The following is a 16,461-nucleotide window of genomic DNA, read 5'->3' as shown; positions in this document are numbered from 1 at the left end:
ATGCAGGCTTGATCGAAAACCCCCGGCGATGCCGGGGTTTTTCATTGCAGGGGCAGGGTGGCCGTCTCAGTGGGTGATCGCCGTGATCGCCGCCAACATCGCCTCGGCGCTGGAGACGCGCAACTCGCCGGGTGCCTCGACATGGACCATACGCACCACGCCATCTTCCGCGTATAGCGCAAAGCGGCGCGTGCGCAGGCCCATGCCGAAGGCGCTGCCGTCCAGCTCCAGCCCGAGCGCGCGGGTGAAACTGGCATTGCCGTCGGCCAACATCAGCAGGCCGGCGGGTACCTGTTGCGAAGCCGCCCAGGCCTGCATCACGTAGCCGTCGTTCACCGCCAGGCACATCACGTCGGTGCCCAGTGCGCGGAACTCGGAGTAGTGCGCCGAGTAGCCGGGCAGGTGCTTGTTCGAACAGGTGGGCGTGAATGCGCCAGGTACGCCGAACAGCAGCACCTTGCGTCCGGCGAACAGCGTGCCGGTCTGGCTGGGCTGGATATCGCCGTCGATGAGCTGGATGGCCGTGTCGGGAATCGTGTCGCCGGGTTGGATGCTCATGGGGTCTCGGATCCGGGGGGAGACCTGAATGCTAATTCGGGCGGTACCGGAATGTCGCCTTGAATCGTCGGTCACAGCACCTATTTTCCCGGCAAGCGGCGATGGGCCGCAATTCAACCTGAGGAGACATGCGATGAATCCGGTTCGTCATGGCATCTGGAACACCAACGGCCTGCCCGAGGAAGTACGGCAAGTATTCGATCGTTTCCTGCAGCCGGAAGACAGCGACGCATCCAACGTCGTCACCAGTCAGTGGGCACCGCGCGTGGACATTCGCGAGGACGAGCAGCGTTTTGTGATCCTCGCGGACATTCCTGGTGTGGATCCGGCGCAGATCGAGGTGAGCATGGAAAAGGGCATCCTGACCATCAAGGGTGAGCGCGAGGCCGGCAGCGCCGAGTCGAACGGCAAGTTCACCCGCGTGGAGCGTGCCCGGGGTGCCTTCCATCGCCGCTTTGCCCTGCCGGACAGCGCCGATGCCGAGGGCATCACTGCGAACGGCCGTTTCGGCGTGCTGGAAATCGTGATACCGAAGAAGGCACAGGCAACGCCGCGACGCATTACCATCAACACGAGCCACTGAGCCAGGAGTGTGGCGGTACATCCCGCGACGGAGCGATCTGTCGCGGGTTTTGCGTGAGTCGGGAGTGGCGAGTGGAATTCAAAGACTATTACGAGATCCTGGGCGTGAAGCCCGATGCGAGCGAGGCCGAGATCAAGGCGGCGTATCGCAAGCTGGCGCGCAAATACCATCCGGACAAGAACAAGGAAGCCGGCGCGGAGGAGAAATTCAAGTCGGTCAACGAGGCCAACGAGGTGCTCAAGGATGCCGAGAAGCGGCGTTCCTACGATCAGTTGCGCGCCGGCGGCTATCGGCAGGGCGAGCAGTTCCGGCCACCGCCGGGCTGGCAGGGCCAGAGCCAGGGTTTCGGTGATGGCGGCGACGGCGACTTCAGCGATTTTTTCGAGAGCCTGTTCGGGCGGGGCGCGGCCGGCGGGCCTCGTGGCCAACCTCGTCCGCGCCGCGGCCGGGATGTGCAAGCTTCGGTGCAAATCGATCTGAAAACGGCATTCGACGGCGGCCGTACCCGTCTGGCGATGCAGGATCCGGCCGGCGGCGAGCGCGTGCTGGAAGTGAAGATTCCCGCAGGTATCCAGCCTGGCCAGGTGATCCGCCTGTCCGGTCAGGGCCAGGCCGGCATGGCCGGTGGGCCGAAGGGCGACCTGTTGCTGGAAATCGGCATCCGCGACGATCCGCGTTTCCGTCTGGACGGCCGCAACGTGGTGCATGTGCTGCCGATCACCCCCTGGGAAGCGGCGCTGGGGGCGACCGTGCCGGTACCGACTCTTGCCGGGACGGTTGACCTGCGCATTCCCGCCGGTTCGCAGTCGGGACGCAAGCTGCGCCTGAAGGGACGCGGCATGCCGGGCGCGCACCCGGGCGATCAACTGGTGGAATTGTCGATTCGCGCGCCGGTGCCCGAGAATGACGAGCAGAAGGCGGCCTACGAGGCCCTGGGTGAACACTTCAGGGACTTCGATCCGCGCCGCTGAGCGGCGAAAGCCAGACCGGGAAAATGAAAACGGCGCCTGCGGGCGCCGTCCTTTTTCCAGACCCAGCGAAACAATCAGCCGGGCAGGAACTCCTGCAAGGCCTTGACCAGATCCTCTTCCTTGATCGGCTTGGTCACATAGGCCTTGGCACCTTGGCGCATGCCCCAGACCTTGTCGGTTTCCTGATCCTTGGTGGTCACCAGGATGATCGGGATATGAGCCGTATCGGGATTCTTGCTGATGGTGCGGGTCGCCTGGAAACCGTTGAGGTTGGGCATCACCACGTCCATCAGGATCAGGTCGGGCTTTTCCTGTTTGGCCACTTCGACACCGGCGGCACCATCTTCGGCGGAAAGGGTTTCATGCCCGAGTTTTTCGACGATCCGCTTGATGCCCAGCAATTGTGACGGGGAGTCGTCGACGATCAGGATGCGTGCCATAAGGTAAAGGTCCCCTTCGAGTTTCGTTGATTCTAAGCCGTGGTGACGGTACTTCCAAGCGCGGGTTCGTCAAATCGTGTTGCCGATGCGCACCAGCGTACGCCCGAACGAATCGCCAGCGAGCATACGCCCAAAAATTCCCGGCAGTTCGTCGAGGCCGATTTCGCGAGTGGCGATGCGATCCAGATGCTGTGGTTTCCAGTCACTGGCCAGGTGCTGCCAGATGCGGTCACGGAGGTCGCGGGCGGTGCCTGCCGAGGCGATGCCGAGCAGACTCACGCCGCGAATGATGAACGGCATCACCGTGCTGTCGAATGCAATACCGCCGGCATTGCCGCAGATCGCCACATTGCCGTAGGGGTTGACCAGCGGCAGCAGGCCGCTCAGTGTGCTGCCGCCGACATTGTCCAGCGCGCCGCCGAAGCGGGCCGAATCCATCGGCTTGCCGCTGAAGACGAGTTGATGTCGGTCGATGCACTCGCTGGCGCCGAGGCCGCGCAGGAAATCGAAGTGGTCGGCCTTGCCGCTGATCGCGTGCACCTCGTAGCCGGCGCGGCTGAAAATGTCGATCGCCAGCATGCCGACGCCGCCGCTGGCGCCGGTGATCGCGATCGGTCCCAGCGATGGCGTCTGCCGGTTGTCCTGCATGCGCAGCACGGCGAGCGCGGCGGTGAAGCCGGCGGTGCCGATGATCATGCTCTCGCGCAGGCTCAGCCCGGCCGGTAACGGGATCGTCCAGCGCGCGTCGAGGCGCGCGTATTCGCCGTAGCCGCCGTCACGGGTCTCGGACAGGCCACTGCCGGTGCACAGCACCGCGTCGCCTTCCCTGAAGGACGGGTCGGTCGAGGCGACCACGTGGCCGGCCACGTCGATGCCGCCGTTGAGCGGATAGGTGCGCAATATCCGGCCCTTGCCGGTGCCGGCCAGCGCGTCCTTGTAGTTGACCGACGAGTACGCCGTCTTGACCAGAACTTCACCTGGCGACAGCGCATCGGTGTCCACGGTTTCGATGCCGGCGCGGTGGCCGGTGTCGTCGTTGTGGATGCGAAAGGAACGGAAAACGGTCATCGTGATCTCCCGTGGCGGTCGTTCAGGCGCTGACGCTGCTGGTATCGATCCGTTTGGGAATGTAGCTGCCCTCGTACGTTTGCATCCAGTCGAAAAGGGCGGTCATGTCATCGCCGAACCAGATGCTGTCGCGCTGCTCGGGGCGCACGAAGTTCTCGTCGACCATGTGCTCCATCATCGTGCGCAGGTCGCGGTAATAGCCGCGCACGTCGAGGAAGGCGCAGGGATAACGGTGAAGGCCGAGCTGGGCCCAGGTCAGCATCTCGAACATCTCGTCCATCGTGCCGAAGCCGCCGGGCAGTGCGACGAACGCTTCGGACAGCTCGTACATGCGCGTCTTGCGCTGGTGCATGGTCTCGACGACCACCAGCTCGCTCAGGCCGGGATGGGCCACTTCGAGTTCCACCAGCTGGCGAGGAATCACCCCGATGACCTTGCCGCCGCCGGCGAGCACCGCGTCGGCCACCACGCCCATCAGGCCGACCTTGCCGCCGCCGTAGACCAGCGCGATACCGCGCCGGGCCATTTCCGTACCGAAGGCGCGCGCCTGCTCGGCGTACTCGGGATGCCTGCCGCTGCTGGAGCCGCAGTAGACGCAGATGGCGGTGGGTTGGGGCATGGGCTTACCTGAGTGGAGAGTGGAGAGGAGTGAGAAAAGAGTGTGCGCTTGCATGCTCTCTCTCGTTTCTCACTTCTCTCCACTCATTTCTGAAAAAGAGCGACCCGCCCATGTCGCCACGAGCGGGCCGCGTTGGTCCTGCGCGGGCCTCAGTTGCCCTTGTGGATGGCGCGCTTGTCGACCGACAACGCGGCCTCGTGCACGGCTTCGGAGAGGGTCGGGTGGGCATGGACGATGCGCGCCAGATCCTCGGACGAGCCCTTGAACTCCATCGCCACCACGCACTCGGCGATCAGCTCGGAGACGCCCGGGCCGACCATGTGCACGCCGAGGATGCGATCGGTTTCGGCGTGGGCGATCATCTTCACCTGGCCGACCGCCTCGTTCATCGCGACGGCGCGGCCGATCGCGGCGAACGGGAAGCTGCCGACCTTGTACGGCACGCCTTCGTCCTTGAGCTGCTTCTCGGTCTTGCCGGCCCAGGCGATTTCCGGCTCGGTGTAGATCACCCACGGCACGGTGTCGAGGTTGACGTGGCCGGCCTTGCCGGCGATCCACTCGGCCACCGCCACGCCTTCCTCGGAACCCTTGTGCGCCAGCATCGGGCCACGCACGGCATCGCCGATCGCCCACACGCCGTCGACGCCGGTGTGGTTGTGTTCGTCGACCACGATGCGGCCGCGCTCGTCCAGCTTCACGCCGGTGTCGTCGGCCAGCAGGCCGGCGGTGTAGGCACGGCGGCCCACGGCGACCAGCAGCTTGTCGACGACGAGTTCATGGGCGCCGTCCTTGTCCTCGTAGGTGAGGTGGACTTCCTTCTTCTTGATGTCGGCCTTGGTCAGCTTGGCGCCGAGCTTGATGGTCAAGCCCTGCTTGGCGAACTCGCGGGCCGCCACTTTCGCCACGTCGGCATCGGCGACGGAGAGGAAATCCGGCAGTGCTTCGAGGATGGTGACGTCACTGCCCAGGCGCTTCCACACGCTGCCCAGTTCCAGCCCGATCACGCCGGCACCGATCACGCCGAGGCGCTTGGGCACTTCGGCCAAGTCGAGCGCGCCGGCGTTGTCGAGAATCATCTTGTTGTCGAACTTCGCGAACGGCAGCTCGATCGGTACCGAGCCTGAGGCGAGGATCACGTTGGTCGCGCTGATCGTCTGCTTGGTGCCGTCGGGTCCGGTAATCTCGACGCTGTTGCCTTTCAGCAGCTTGCCGGTACCGAAGTACGGCGTGATCTTGTTGGCCTTGAACAGCTGCGCCACGCCGCCGGTGAACTGCTTGACGATCTTGTCCTTGCGGCCGATGAAGGTCGGTACGTCGATCTTCGCGTTGTCGGCCGTGATTCCGTGCACGCCGAAGTTGTGCGTGAGGTTGTGGAACTGGCGCGAGGAATCGAGCAGCGCCTTGGACGGGATGCAGCCCACGTTGAGGCAGGTACCCCCGAGCGCCTGCTTGCCGTCCTTGCCTGCGAACGCGTCGACGCAGGCGGCCTTCAAGCCCAGCTGTGCGGCGCGGATCGCGGCCACATAGCCGGCCGGGCCGGCGCCGATGACGATGACATCGTATTTTTCGCTCATGGTTTTTCTCTTTGCTTTTTTCTTCTCCCGTCGGGAGAAGGTGGCGCGAAGCGCCGGATGAGGGTTCGGGTGTGGTGTGAAGTGTTCGACGCAACCGAACCCTCACCCCAACCCCTCTCCCGACGGGAGAGGGGTTCAAGCGTTTACAGGCCCAGCAACATCCGCTGCGGGTTCTCCAACTGGTTCTTGATGTCGACCAGGAACAGCACCGCGTCCTTGCCGTCGATGATGCGGTGGTCGTAGGACAGCGCGATGTACATCATCGGCGCGGCGATCATCTGGCCGTTCTCGACGATCGGGCGTTCCTTGATCGTGTGCATGCCGAGGATCGCGCTCTGCGGCGGGTTCACGATCGGGGTCGACAGCAGCGAACCGAAGGTGCCGCCGTTGGTGATGGTGAACGTGCCGCCCTGCAGGTCGTCCAGCGACAGCTTGTTCGCGCGCGCCTTGGTGGCGTAGTCGGCGATGCCCTGCTCGACGTCGGCGAACCTCATGTCCTGCACGTCACGCAGCACCGGCGTGACCAGGCCCTTGTCGGTGGACACGGCGATCGAGATGTCCTGGTAGCCGTGGTAGATCACGTCGTTGCCGTCGACCGAGGCGTTGACGAACGGGTAGCGCTTCAGCGCTTCGGCGGCCGCCTTGACGAAGAAGCTCATGAAGCCGAGCTTGATGCCGTGTTCCTTCTGGAACGCATCGCCGAGTGCCTTGCGCATCTTCACCACTTCGGCCAGGTTCACTTCGTTGAACGAGGTGAGCATGGCGATCGAGTTCTTCGACTGCATCAGGCGCTCGGCGATGCGTGCGCGCATGCGCGTCATCGGTACGCGTTCTTCCGGGCGCGAACCCGGGGTCGGCTTCGCGGCTGGTGCAGCGGCGGCCGGGGCAGCCGTGCCGCCCTTGCCGTAGTTGACCAGGTCTTCCTTGGTCACGCGACCGTCGCGGCCGGTGCCGGCGACCTTGGACGGATCGATTTTTTCTTCGGTGGCGACACGCAGGCCGGCCGGGGAGAGATCCTCGGTGCCTTTCGCGGCGGTTTTCGGCGCAGCCGGCGCAGGAGCGGCGGCCGCGGGGGCGGGCGCAGCAGCGGCCGGGGCCGGCGCTGCGGCGGCGGCACCTTCCTCGATGATCGCGATGATCTGCTCGCTGTTCACCGTGTCGCCGACTTCGTGGCGGATTTCCTTCAGCACGCCGTCGACCGGCGAGGGCACTTCCAGCACGACCTTGTCGGTTTCGAGGTCGACCAGGTTCTCGTCGCGCTTCACCGCGTCGCCGGCTTTCTTGTGCCAGGTCGCGATGGTGGCGTCGGAAACCGACTCGGGCAGGACGGGGACTTTGAGTTCGATGGACATGAGATTTCCTTAATTAGTGCGTTCATCCCTGAACGCTAAGGTCAAAAAGCGGCCATCCATGGCCGCACTCTAAGTTTCTTTTATTCTGCGGAGTGGTCGGTGCCGACGGCCGCGACGAGCGCCTGTTCGACAAGTGCTGTCTGTTCGACGTTATGGGTATTGAGGTGGCCGGCTGCCGGTGCCGGCGAGCGCGCGCGGCCCGCGTACGAAAGGCTGTGCTTGCTGCCGATGCAGGCCTGCAGGTGGTGACGGATCTGGAACCAGGCACCCTGGTTCATCGGCTCTTCCTGGCACCAGATCACTTCCTTGGCGGTCGGGTACTTGTCCAGCTCGGCCGTGACTTCGGCGCGCGGGAACGGGTAGAGCTGCTCGACACGCACGATGGCGACGTCTTTCAGCTCGCGCTTGCCGGCTTCTTCCAGCAGATCGTAGTAGACCTTGCCGGAGCACAGCACCACGCGCCGGACCTTCTTCGCCGCCAGCTCGCGATGTTCGCCGATCACCAACTGGAAACTGCCGTTGGCCAGCTCGTCCAGCGATGACACCGCCAGCTTGTGGCGCAGCAACGATTTCGGCGTCATCACGATCAGCGGCTTGCGCGCGGCGCGCAGCATCTGTCGGCGGATCATGTGGAAATCCTGCGCTGGCGTGGTCGGCACGCAGACCTGCATGTTGTCGAACGCGCACAGTTGCAGGAAGCGTTCGAGACGCGCGGAGGAATGCTCCGGGCCCTGGCCTTCGTAGCCGTGCGGCAGCAGCAGCACCAGGCCGCACAGCCGGTTCCATTTGGCTTCGCCGGAGCTGATGAACTGGTCGATCACCACCTGCGCGCCGTTGGCGAAGTCGCCGAACTGGGCTTCCCAGATATTGAGCGTGTCCGGGTCGGTGGTGGAGTGGCCATACTCGAACGCCATCACCGCCTCTTCGCTGAGCAGCGAGTCGATCACCTCGACGTCGGCGCCCGCGCGGACGGTCGCCAGCGGCATGTAGGTGTGGCCGTCCTTCTGGTCGTGCAGGACCGCATGACGGTGGAAGAACGTGCCGCGGCCGGAATCCTGGCCGACCAGACGCATGTCGTGGCCGGCGTCGACGAGGGTGGCGTAGGCGAGGTTCTCGGCAAATCCCCAGTCGGCCGGCTGCTCGCCGGCGGCCATCTTGCGGCGGTCGTCGTAGATCTTCGCCACGCGCGCCTGCAGGGTGATGTCGGCGGGCAGGGTGAGGATCTTGTCGGAGAGCTCCTGAAGCTTTTTCTTCGGCACCGTGGTGTCGGTCGGCGCGGACAGCTTGCCGCCAAGGAAACGTGCCCAGTCGACATGGCCATCGCGGCGCGGCGAGGTGTCTAGCTCGGTCATCGGCGCGCCCGCTTCGAGCCGGTCGCGGTAGGCCTCGAACTGCTTCTGGGCATCGCCCTCGGCCAGCACGCCGTCCTTCACCAACTGCTGCTGGTACAGGTCGCGCGTGGTCGGGCGCTTGCGGATGATCTGGTACATCACCGGCTGGGTCGCCGCCGGCTCGTCGGCTTCGTTGTGGCCGTGGCGGCGGTAGCAGACCAGGTCGATCACCACATCGCGGCGGAACTGCTTGCGGAACGCGTAGGCCAGCCGGGTGACCTCGATCACCGCTTCCGGGTCGTCGCCGTTCACGTGCAGCACCGGCGCGTTGACCATCTTGGCCAGGTCGGTGCAGTACATGGTGGAACGGGCGTCCTGCGGATTGGAGGTGGTGAAGCCGACCTGGTTGTTGATCACGATGTGCAGGCTGCCGCCGATCTTGAATCCGCGCGCCTGCGACATGTTCAGCAGTTCCATGTTGACGCCTTGCCCGGCGAAGGCGGCGTCGCCGTGGATCAGCACGGCCATCGATTGCGTGTGCAAGGTGTCGCGGCGGCGGGTCTGGCGCGCGTGCACCGAACCGCAAACCACCGGGTTGACGATCTCCAGGTGCGACGGGTTGAACGCCAGCGCCACGTGCACGCCGCCCTTGGGCGTCTTGACGTCGGCGGAGAAGCCCATGTGGTACTTCACGTCGCCGGAATGTGCCGGGTCGTCCGGATGCTCGAACTTGCCTTCGAATTCGTCGAACAGGGTCTTGGGAGGCTTGCCCAGGATGTTGACCAGCACGTTGAGCCGACCGCGATGGGCCATGCCGATCACCAGCTCCTTGACGCCGTTGTCGCCAGCCTCGCGCACCACGTCGTCGATCATCGGGATCAGGCTGTCGCCGCCTTCCAGCGAAAAGCGCTTCTGGCCCACGTACTTCGTGTGCAGGTAGCGTTCCAGGCCCTCGGCGGCGGTGAGGCCGTCCAGCACGCGCTGCTTGCCGGCCTTGTCCAGGCCGCTCTGTCCAGCGCGCTGTTCGAGTCGGCTGTAGATCCAGTTGCGTTGTTCATGGTTGCTGATGTGCATGAACTCGGCGCCGATCGTGCTGGCGTAGGTTTTCTGCAAGCGGGCCAGCAGCTCGCGCAGCTTCAGGCGGTGGCCGCCACCCGCGTAATTGCCGGTGTCGAATTCGGTATCGAGGTCGGCATCGGACAGGCCGTGGAAGGCCAGGCCCAGATCGGGCGCGGTCATCTTTTCGGTCAGGCCGAGTGGGTCGAGATCGGCGGCGAGGTGGCCGCGCGAGCGGTAGGCGGTGAGCAGGCGCAGCACGCCAGCCTGCTTGCGCGCGTGCTCGTCGCTCATCGGCACGGCGGTGGCGCCGTTGTGGCGCTGTTTCTGCGCCGCCTCGATACGCGCAATGGCCGCGACATGGGAGACATCCCCCGATTCGCGGCCCTTGAAGGTCTCGAAATAGCTGGCCCATTCGGCCGGCACCGACGAAGTATCGGCCAACCAGGCGTCGTAGAGTGATTCGACGTAGTCGGCATTGCCGCCTGCGAGTTGGGAAGATTCGAAGAACTCGCGGATCAGGTTTGTAGTCACGTCACCACCGGCAGGGAAGGGATGCTTTTCAGCCATCCGTGTGACCTTGAGGTCGCGGTTTTCCGTCGGTTTTCAAGCCCGACAGACCGCTGGCACGGATGGCTGGGGAGAATCTCCACAATTATAGCCTTGCGCTGCTGCAACGCGGCAACCCGATTGTGGCGCGGGACGATCCGCCGCCGGGCCCGGATCGGGCTCGCTTCGCATTTATCAGCGCTTTCGTGCGTTTTGCGGCTTCCGCCCGATCGCCTTCGACGGCCAATGCCCGCAGACGTTCGGTCGGTGGCGCCGTATTTGCCCGGGCTCCATCCCCGCATCGCTAGATATCCAGGATCTGCAGCGCGCTGGCGCGCTCGGCGCGTTCCCACACTTCGTCGAAATGCTGCTGCAGCGGCGCCTGGCCGGCGCGGTCGTGGCGCGCAGCGCGACCTTGCGCACGGGCGGCGTCCGGAAGGAAGAGGTAGCCGCCGGCGTCATTGAGCAGAAAGGACGACGCGTAGTTCAGGTCTGCCTCCTCGACCGGCATGCGGATCTGGATTGCGCTGGACAGCCGCTGCGCCAATGCGATCAGCCTGTGGTCGTTGTGCAGCGCGCTGGCCGGGTCGTGCAGCAGGATCCGGATCTGCGCGCTACGGCCGGAGATCGCGATGCGTCGCAACTCGGCCAGTTCTTCCTCGCTGGCGTAAACGTCATTTCCCAGCAGCGGCAAGTAGATCGCCAGCCGATGACGGGCCTCGCCCAGGAGCTGCAGTCGAGCCCTGGCCGTGTCGCCCGGTGTGCCGGCAGGCAGCGCGCCGGTGTCGCGCAACGGTTGCGCGGCACCGCCGTCGACCGGAAGAGCAAGCTGCATGGCGCGATGGGCAAGCCCGGCATCCTCGAACTCGGCCCCATGGGCCACGAAGCCTTCGCGTTCATAGAAGCCGATCGCGCCAACCTGGGCATCCAGCGCCACCTCCGGCCAGCCCAGCGCGCGGGCACGCGCGATCAACTCGCGAAGCATGGCCACGCCGACACCGCGGCCGCGCCATTCCTGCGATACCGCCATGCGGCCGATCTTGTGTGCGGGCGTAAGTCGGCCGCAGCCGATCGGTCGCCCGGCTTCGTCGCGCGCCAGCACGTGCCAGCACTCCCCGTCCAGTCCGTCGCGCTCGCGTTGCTCCGGTACGCCTTGTTCCTGCACGAACACGGTGTAACGCAGATCGAGCAACGCGGCACGCTGGTCTTCGCGCGACCAGTCGGCGGACTCGACGTGGAAGTTCTGCAGTTTCATCGACGTCGGCGGGACTTGCTCGGCAACAGGTGGCCGTCATTGACCAGGGCCAGCAGCAAGGCGCGTTCGACGGCATCCGGCTTGCCGTGCACGACGAGTTCGCGCTGCTCGCACAATTGCTGAGCCAGCGCGGGCGTGGCCGGGTAGGCATGGCCGCTGACATACAGCGTGCAGCCGGATTTGCCGTGGCTCCAGGCCAGCCGCGACCACGGATGACGCAGCAACTGCGCGCCGGCGTCGAGTTGCCTGGTCAGGGCGGCGGCGTCCAGCGGCTTTTCCAGCGGCGCCGGAATCTGCGCGTTGCGGTAGCGTGTGATGAAGCGACCGAACCAGTCGTACAGCATGTCGTCACGCAGCGCGGCAGCAAACGGCAGTGCGTCCTTCAGCCGTTCGATCGCGGCGCGGTCGATTTCGCCGGTAGCCTTCGCCGGCTTCAGGTCGGGGTCGGCGTAACGCAGTTCTTCCGGCAGGTGTTCGGCGATGTGGTCGGCCAGATCGCCGGTGAGTTCTGCCTGCGAAGGTGCACGCATGCCGATCGAGAACGTCATGCACGGGCCGCCGAAGGCGACGCCGTCGTGCGGCACCCCCGGCGGCAGGTACAGCATGTCGCCCGGCTCCAGCAGCCATTCGTGGGTGGGCTCGAAATGCGCGAGTTGCTTGAGCTCGACGTCGTGGCGAAACGCCTTGGGCGCCATCGGGTCGTCGCTTATAGCCCAGTGCCGTTGGCCCAGGCCCTGCAGCAGGAACACGTCGTACTGGTCGACATGGGCGCCGACGCCACCGCCGGGTTCGGCGTAGGACACCATCACGTCATCCACGCGCCAGCTCGGCAGGAAGCTGAAGTGCTGCAGCAGGCCGGCGACATCCGCATCCCACTTGTCGACATCCTGCACCAGCAGGGTCCAGTTGCTGTCCGGGGTCTTGGCGAAATCGGCTTCGCCGAGCGGGCCGGGATTGACGTGCCAGCGGTCGCGCTTTTCGTCGTGCACGATCAGGCGGGCCAGGGCGGCCGGTTCGCACGCCAGGCCGGCAAGATCGTCCGGTTGCAGCGGTGGCTGGAAGTTCGGGAAGGCTTGGCGAATCAGCAGCGGACGTTTCTGCCAGTAGTCGCGCAGGAAGCGGGCAGGCGACATGCCCAGTGGTCGACTGGCGGAACCGCGGACTTCGATGGGGAAAACGATGGGTTTGGTCATTCGCTCATTGTAACGGCGGGCGGGTCTGGCCGTATCATCGCAATGCCTGCGTCACCGGCCACCGTGCACCCTTTGCATGCACCGGATCGGGCCGTGTCGATGGCGGCCGACGTGCTGACCGCCGTGCACCATGCCTGACGAATAATTTCACTTTTGCAGGCGCATGATGCCTGCCGCCCGTTTCTTTCATTCACTCCTGCCTGCCGGAAACTCTCCCATGATCCACGACAGCATCCTCGACACCATCGGCAACACGCCGATCGTCCGTCTCCATCAGTTGGCGCCGAAACACGTCGAACTCTACGTGAAGGTGGAGGCGTTCAACCCGGCCGGCTCGGTGAAGGACCGCCTCGCGCTGGCGATCATCCTCGACGCCGAACAGCGCGGCACGCTGAAGCCCGGCCAGACCGTGATCGAAGCCACCTCGGGCAACACCGGCGTGGCGCTGGCCGCCGTCTGCGCCGCACGCGGCTATCCGTTCGTGGCGGTGATGTCGGACACGTTCTCGATCGAACGACGCAAGCTGATCCGCGCCTACGGCGGCAAGGTCGTGCTGACGCCCGGTGCAGCCCGTGGCACCGGCATGGTGGAGAAGGCCGTGGAACTGGCGCAGAAGCATGGCTGGTTCTTCACCAACCAATTCGAAAACCCTGCCAACCCGGCGTATCACCGACAGACCACCGGGCCGGAAATCCTGCGCGACTTCGCCGGACGCCGGCTGGATTACTTCGTCAGCGGCTGGGGTACCGGCGGCACGCTGACCGGTGTCGGCGAGGTGCTGAAAGTGGCCCGCCCGGAAGTGCAGGTCATCGCCACCGAGCCGACGGGTGCCGCGTTGCTCTCCGGCAAGGAGTGGCAGCCGCACAAGATCCAGGGCTGGACCCCGGACTTCGTGCCGGCCGTGCTGAACCCGAAGGTGGTCGACCGCATCGTGCTTATCGATGACGTGCTGGCCCGCGACACCTCGCGCGCACTGGCGCAACGCGAAGGCATCTTCACCGGTATCTCTTCCGGCGCCACGCTGGCCGCCGCGCTCGACGTGGCAAAGGACGCGCCCGCCGGTTCGGTGCTGCTGGCGATGCTGCCCGATACCGGCGAACGCTATTTGTCGACCTTCCTGTTCGAGGGTGTCAACGAAGGTTCGGACGAAGTCTGAGCGGGCTCACGGGCTGGTCGTCGGATGTTTCCGGCGGCCGGTCACGGCAGGTTTCGTGCGCGTGCGTGCGGCTGCGGACGCACGTTTCGATCGGCCTTCCTCCCATTCCTCGATCAGTTTCCGGCCCACGCTGGCCAGCGCCTGGATCGCCGGCAGCAGTTCGCGGCCGAGCGGCGTAAGCGCGTACTCGGCCGACGGCGGCGAGGTGGCCAGCACGCGCCGCGTCACCAGCCCGCGCGATTCCAGCTCGCGCAGCCGCGCGCTCAACACGCGCGCGGAGATGCGCGGGATGTCGTGACGCAGTTCGCCGAAGCGGCGCGGCTCGGCGCTCAGGTACCAGACCACGTTCGGCGCCCATGCACCGCGCAGCAGCGCGAGGCTTTCGGTGAGCGGGCAGGCCGGCGGCGCGGCGACCTTGCTCTTGCGTACGGGCAGGCCCATCGGAATTGCCTCGGGAGAGTGCGGTAACCCGACGGATACTACATTTTTACGCTAACCGCTGGTTAGGTGGTATCCATAAGTAACCATGATGGCTAGCATGCCGGCATCGTTGTGGTGCGTGTAGCCGCGGCGGTGGTTCTTCCCCACTTCCCCATCACGGAGAAAACGCATGAAGCTCTATTACTCGGCGGGCGCCTGCTCGTTGTCGCCGCACATCGTGGCGCTGGAAGCCGGCATCGCGCTGTCGCTGGAGAAGGTCGACGGCAAGGCCAAACGCACCGAGGGCGGCGCGGATTTCTGGCAGGTCAACCCGAAGGGCTACGTGCCGGCGCTGGCGCTGGACAATGGCGAACTGCTGACCGAAGGTCCGGCGATCGTGCAGTACTTGGCCGACCTCAAGCCCGAGAGCGGCCTGGCGCCCGCCAACGGCACGCTGGCGCGCTACCGCCTGCAGGAAATGCTGGGCTACATCAACTCCGAGATCCACAAGACCTACAGCCCGTTGTTCAAGCCCGACACGCCCGAGGCCACCCGCGCCGAGCGCAAGGCATACCTGCTCAAGCGCTACCAGTTGATCGAAGACGTGCTGGCGAAGCAGCCGTGGCTGCTGGGCGACCATTTCACCGCAGCGGACGCCTACCTTTTCACGGTCACCAACTGGGCCAGGCACGTCGAGCTGGATCTGTCCGGATTCACCGCGCTGATGGCATTCCAGCAGCGCGTGGCGGAGCGCCCCGCGGTGCAAGCGGCGCTGGAGGCCGAGGGGTTGCGCAAGAAGACGGGGTAGAACCCGCCGAAGCTGCCCTGATGGTGAGAGAAGCCGTGAACGTAACGCGGCCGCCAACGACCATTTGAAGCAGGATGAAACGCTGCGCCGCCTAACGCTTAAGTTGAGCGGCGGCGTAGCCGTCCGCCTCGAACGAGATGTTAGACCTCAGCTCGCCAAGCAACCACGTTGCTAGCTGCCGAGGCCCGCGCCGATTGCCATTGGCGTGGTTTGCCGATTCGCTGCACGCAGAAAGGTAAAGCTGGCCAACCGTGCCAACTACGGGCAAGCCCAGCTCTTCACGTAATGACACTGAGTCGCTGGCGAGGGACAGGAGCTCCTCGCTCTCTTGAGGTAGCCAATGAGGCTGGATAGTGTCCGGCAGAAAGGTGGGGTTGAAGAAGAGCATCTCGCCGGAGTGAACTACGCGAGGAAGCGCCTGCGCAAGCAAGTCGAACAGCGACGTCTCGGCGGCCGAAAGTTGTGCTTCTAGTTTGCCGAGCCGAGATGATTTCATGGGATCTAACGCTGGAGTTAAGCGGCGGCGAAGCCGTCCGCCTTGAACGAGTAAAAAGAGACTTCCTCCCCTTTCGGCCTCGAGGGCCATGATGGTGTTGCGACACAACCGTCAGCAGAAGAGGAAGTCTCCATGAGCACTATAACCATTGGCGTGGACTTGGCGAAGAGCGTGTTTTCGGTGTGTGAGATGGATGCGGCCGGCCACGTGCTGGGCCGGCGGGATCTGGGACGCGAGGCGTTTGCGCTGTGGCTGGCCCAGCGGCCGCCCGGCACGGTGGTGGCGATGGAGGCGTGCAGTGGGGCGCATCATTGGGGGCGCCGTTGCCTGGAGTACGGTCTGCAGCCGCGCCTGATGGCGGCGCAGTTCGTCACCCCGTTCCGCAAGAGCCGCACGGCCAAGAACGATCGCAACGACGCCGAGGCGATCGCCACCGCGGCCCGGCAGGGCAACATGCGCTTCGTGCCGGTCAAGGATGTCGATCAGCAGGCGCGGCTGGCGTGGCATCGGGTGCGCGAGGGCTACAAGACCGAGTCGCTGGCGGTCGGCAACCGCTTGCGCGGCCTGCTGGCCGAGTTCGGCATCGTGGTGGCGAAAAGCGATGCGGCTCTGCGCCGCGTGCTGGTGGATCTCGATGGGGCGGCGGCACTGCCTGGCGAGTTCATCGAGTTGCTGCACGACCTCAGCGCCCACTGGGCGCAGTTGCACGCGGCCATCGACGCGTGCGGTGCACGCATCGACGCTCACGCGCGACAGGACGTGCGGTGCATGCGGATCGGCGCGATTGTCGGCGTGGGGCCGATCACCGTCGATGCGATGGTCGCCAGCATCGGCAACGCACGGGAGTTTCGGAATGGACGGCAACTGGCCGCCTGGCTGGGTGTGGTGCCGACTCAGCACTCCAGGGGTTCTACCCCGTTTTCGCGGACAGTTGAGTTAAGGCCGTGAAGGCCCGATCCCGAACCTCGATTCTGCGTTGCATTCGGGGATTGTGGAAGCGTTCGATGTAGTCAAAGACGTCGGACCGTGCCT

At 65.3% G+C, this 16,461-nt stretch carries 15 protein-coding genes and 2 pseudogenes; 5 read left to right on the top strand and 12 right to left on the bottom strand.

Translation table 11 applies throughout. From position 1 onward, the window contains the following. Positions 1 to 66: 66 nt before the first annotated feature. Entirely contained in the window at positions 67 to 558 is a 492-nt protein-coding gene (locus tag CIW53_RS13775) for a peroxiredoxin (protein ID WP_149365300.1), read from the bottom strand. Between the two features lie 133 nt (positions 559 to 691). On the opposite strand from CIW53_RS13775, the gene CIW53_RS13770 reads away from it, so the two are divergent. Then, complete coding sequence (locus CIW53_RS13770) at positions 692 to 1,141, top strand: Hsp20/alpha crystallin family protein (RefSeq protein ID WP_149365299.1); 450 nt, start codon at positions 692 to 694, stop codon at positions 1,139 to 1,141. Between the two features lie 71 nt (positions 1,142 to 1,212). Continuing rightward, on the top strand, positions 1,213 to 2,112 hold the full coding sequence (locus tag CIW53_RS13765) for a DnaJ C-terminal domain-containing protein (protein ID WP_149365298.1): 900 nt from the start codon (positions 1,213 to 1,215) through the stop codon (positions 2,110 to 2,112). A gap of 74 nt (positions 2,113 to 2,186) precedes the next feature. On the opposite strand, the gene pilH is transcribed toward CIW53_RS13765, so the two are convergent. From pilH to CIW53_RS13725, 8 genes are all read right to left on the bottom strand, one after another. Beyond that, the gene (gene pilH, locus CIW53_RS13760; RefSeq protein WP_149365297.1) at positions 2,187 to 2,552 is read right to left on the bottom strand and encodes a twitching motility response regulator PilH; all 366 of its coding nucleotides are present in this window, start codon (positions 2,550 to 2,552) and stop codon (positions 2,187 to 2,189) included. Between the two features lie 69 nt (positions 2,553 to 2,621). After that, positions 2,622 to 3,620 (bottom strand): oxidoreductase, encoded by a 999-nt coding sequence (locus CIW53_RS13755; protein WP_149365296.1) that lies wholly within the window; start codon positions 3,618 to 3,620, stop codon positions 2,622 to 2,624. 22 nt (positions 3,621 to 3,642) lie between these two features. Beyond that, positions 3,643 to 4,239: a TIGR00730 family Rossman fold protein gene (locus CIW53_RS13750; protein WP_149365295.1), complete on the bottom strand. Its 597-nt coding sequence runs from the start codon at positions 4,237 to 4,239 to the stop codon at positions 3,643 to 3,645. Between the two features lie 149 nt (positions 4,240 to 4,388). Continuing rightward, a complete protein-coding gene (gene lpdA, locus CIW53_RS13745) occupies positions 4,389 to 5,813 on the bottom strand; it encodes a dihydrolipoyl dehydrogenase (RefSeq protein WP_149365294.1) in 1,425 nt (474 codons plus the stop codon). Positions 5,814 to 5,956: 143 nt separating this feature from the next. Then, on the bottom strand, positions 5,957 to 7,165 hold the full coding sequence (odhB, locus tag CIW53_RS13740; protein WP_149365293.1) for a 2-oxoglutarate dehydrogenase complex dihydrolipoyllysine-residue succinyltransferase: 1,209 nt from the start codon (positions 7,163 to 7,165) through the stop codon (positions 5,957 to 5,959). Between the two features lie 80 nt (positions 7,166 to 7,245). Continuing rightward, positions 7,246 to 10,122: a 2-oxoglutarate dehydrogenase E1 component gene (locus CIW53_RS13735; protein WP_343192465.1), complete on the bottom strand. Its 2,877-nt coding sequence runs from the start codon at positions 10,120 to 10,122 to the stop codon at positions 7,246 to 7,248. A 283-nt stretch (positions 10,123 to 10,405) separates the two neighbouring features. Next, positions 10,406 to 11,356, bottom strand: coding sequence for a GNAT family N-acetyltransferase (locus CIW53_RS13730; protein ID WP_149365291.1), 951 nt, complete (start codon positions 11,354 to 11,356; stop codon positions 10,406 to 10,408). Then, positions 11,353 to 12,549 (bottom strand): cupin domain-containing protein, encoded by a 1,197-nt coding sequence (locus CIW53_RS13725; protein WP_149365290.1) that lies wholly within the window; start codon positions 12,547 to 12,549, stop codon positions 11,353 to 11,355. The genes CIW53_RS13730 and CIW53_RS13725 overlap by 4 nt, the downstream gene beginning before the upstream one ends. 217 nt (positions 12,550 to 12,766) lie before the next feature. Between CIW53_RS13725 and cysK the strand changes: the two genes are divergently transcribed. Continuing rightward, a complete protein-coding gene (cysK, locus tag CIW53_RS13720) occupies positions 12,767 to 13,705 on the top strand; it encodes a cysteine synthase A (RefSeq protein WP_149365289.1) in 939 nt (312 codons plus the stop codon). A 6-nt stretch (positions 13,706 to 13,711) separates the two neighbouring features. On the opposite strand, the gene CIW53_RS13715 is transcribed toward cysK, so the two are convergent. Further along, entirely contained in the window at positions 13,712 to 14,146 is a 435-nt protein-coding gene (locus CIW53_RS13715; RefSeq protein ID WP_149365288.1) for a helix-turn-helix domain-containing protein, read from the bottom strand. 169 nt (positions 14,147 to 14,315) lie between these two features. On the opposite strand from CIW53_RS13715, the gene gstA reads away from it, so the two are divergent. Beyond that, positions 14,316 to 14,933: a glutathione transferase GstA gene (gene gstA, locus CIW53_RS13710; protein ID WP_149365287.1), complete on the top strand. Its 618-nt coding sequence runs from the start codon at positions 14,316 to 14,318 to the stop codon at positions 14,931 to 14,933. A gap of 91 nt (positions 14,934 to 15,024) precedes the next feature. Here the strand turns inward: gstA and CIW53_RS13705 are convergent, their stop codons facing one another. Further along, positions 15,025 to 15,429 (bottom strand): hypothetical protein, encoded by a 405-nt coding sequence (locus CIW53_RS13705; protein WP_207105467.1) that lies wholly within the window; start codon positions 15,427 to 15,429, stop codon positions 15,025 to 15,027. Between the two features lie 132 nt (positions 15,430 to 15,561). On the opposite strand from CIW53_RS13705, the pseudogene CIW53_RS13700 reads away from it, so the two are divergent. Next, positions 15,562 to 16,338 (top strand): annotated as a pseudogene (locus CIW53_RS13700) (IS110 family transposase); the annotation flags it as partial. Between the two features lies 1 nt (position 16,339). On the opposite strand, the pseudogene CIW53_RS17970 reads toward CIW53_RS13700, so the two are convergent. Beyond that, positions 16,340 to 16,461: pseudogene (locus CIW53_RS17970) on the bottom strand (IS3 family transposase); the annotation flags it as partial.

It is taken from the genome of Rhodanobacter sp. T12-5, assembly GCF_008329435.1.
GTDB lineage: Bacteria > Pseudomonadota > Gammaproteobacteria > Xanthomonadales > Rhodanobacteraceae > Rhodanobacter.
The sequence above is the reverse complement of the archived record's forward strand: the minus strand, read 5'-3'. Positions and strand labels throughout refer to the sequence as shown.

Excerpts from the sequence above, each read along its gene's own strand:
- CIW53_RS13730 (WP_149365291.1), bottom strand. The coding sequence starts at position 11,356 with ATGAAACTGCAGAACTTCCACGTCGAGTCCGCCGACTGGTCGCGCGAA.
- CIW53_RS13735 (WP_343192465.1), bottom strand. The coding sequence starts at position 10,122 with ATGGCTGAAAAGCATCCCTTCCCTGCCGGTGGTGACGTGACTACAAAC.
- gstA (WP_149365287.1), top strand. The coding sequence starts at position 14,316 with ATGAAGCTCTATTACTCGGCGGGCGCCTGCTCGTTGTCGCCGCACATC.
- CIW53_RS13705 (WP_207105467.1), bottom strand. The coding sequence starts at position 15,429 with ATGAAATCATCTCGGCTCGGCAAACTAGAAGCACAACTTTCGGCCGCC.
- CIW53_RS13715 (WP_149365288.1), bottom strand. The coding sequence starts at position 14,146 with ATGGGCCTGCCCGTACGCAAGAGCAAGGTCGCCGCGCCGCCGGCCTGC.
- pilH (WP_149365297.1), bottom strand. The coding sequence starts at position 2,552 with ATGGCACGCATCCTGATCGTCGACGACTCCCCGTCACAATTGCTGGGC.
- CIW53_RS13725 (WP_149365290.1), bottom strand. The coding sequence starts at position 12,549 with ATGACCAAACCCATCGTTTTCCCCATCGAAGTCCGCGGTTCCGCCAGT.
- CIW53_RS13770 (WP_149365299.1), top strand. The coding sequence starts at position 692 with ATGAATCCGGTTCGTCATGGCATCTGGAACACCAACGGCCTGCCCGAG.
- cysK (WP_149365289.1), top strand. The coding sequence starts at position 12,767 with ATGATCCACGACAGCATCCTCGACACCATCGGCAACACGCCGATCGTC.
- CIW53_RS13750 (WP_149365295.1), bottom strand. The coding sequence starts at position 4,239 with ATGCCCCAACCCACCGCCATCTGCGTCTACTGCGGCTCCAGCAGCGGC.
- odhB (WP_149365293.1), bottom strand. The coding sequence starts at position 7,165 with ATGTCCATCGAACTCAAAGTCCCCGTCCTGCCCGAGTCGGTTTCCGAC.
- lpdA (WP_149365294.1), bottom strand. The coding sequence starts at position 5,813 with ATGAGCGAAAAATACGATGTCATCGTCATCGGCGCCGGCCCGGCCGGC.
- CIW53_RS13775 (WP_149365300.1), bottom strand. The coding sequence starts at position 558 with ATGAGCATCCAACCCGGCGACACGATTCCCGACACGGCCATCCAGCTC.
- CIW53_RS13755 (WP_149365296.1), bottom strand. The coding sequence starts at position 3,620 with ATGACCGTTTTCCGTTCCTTTCGCATCCACAACGACGACACCGGCCAC.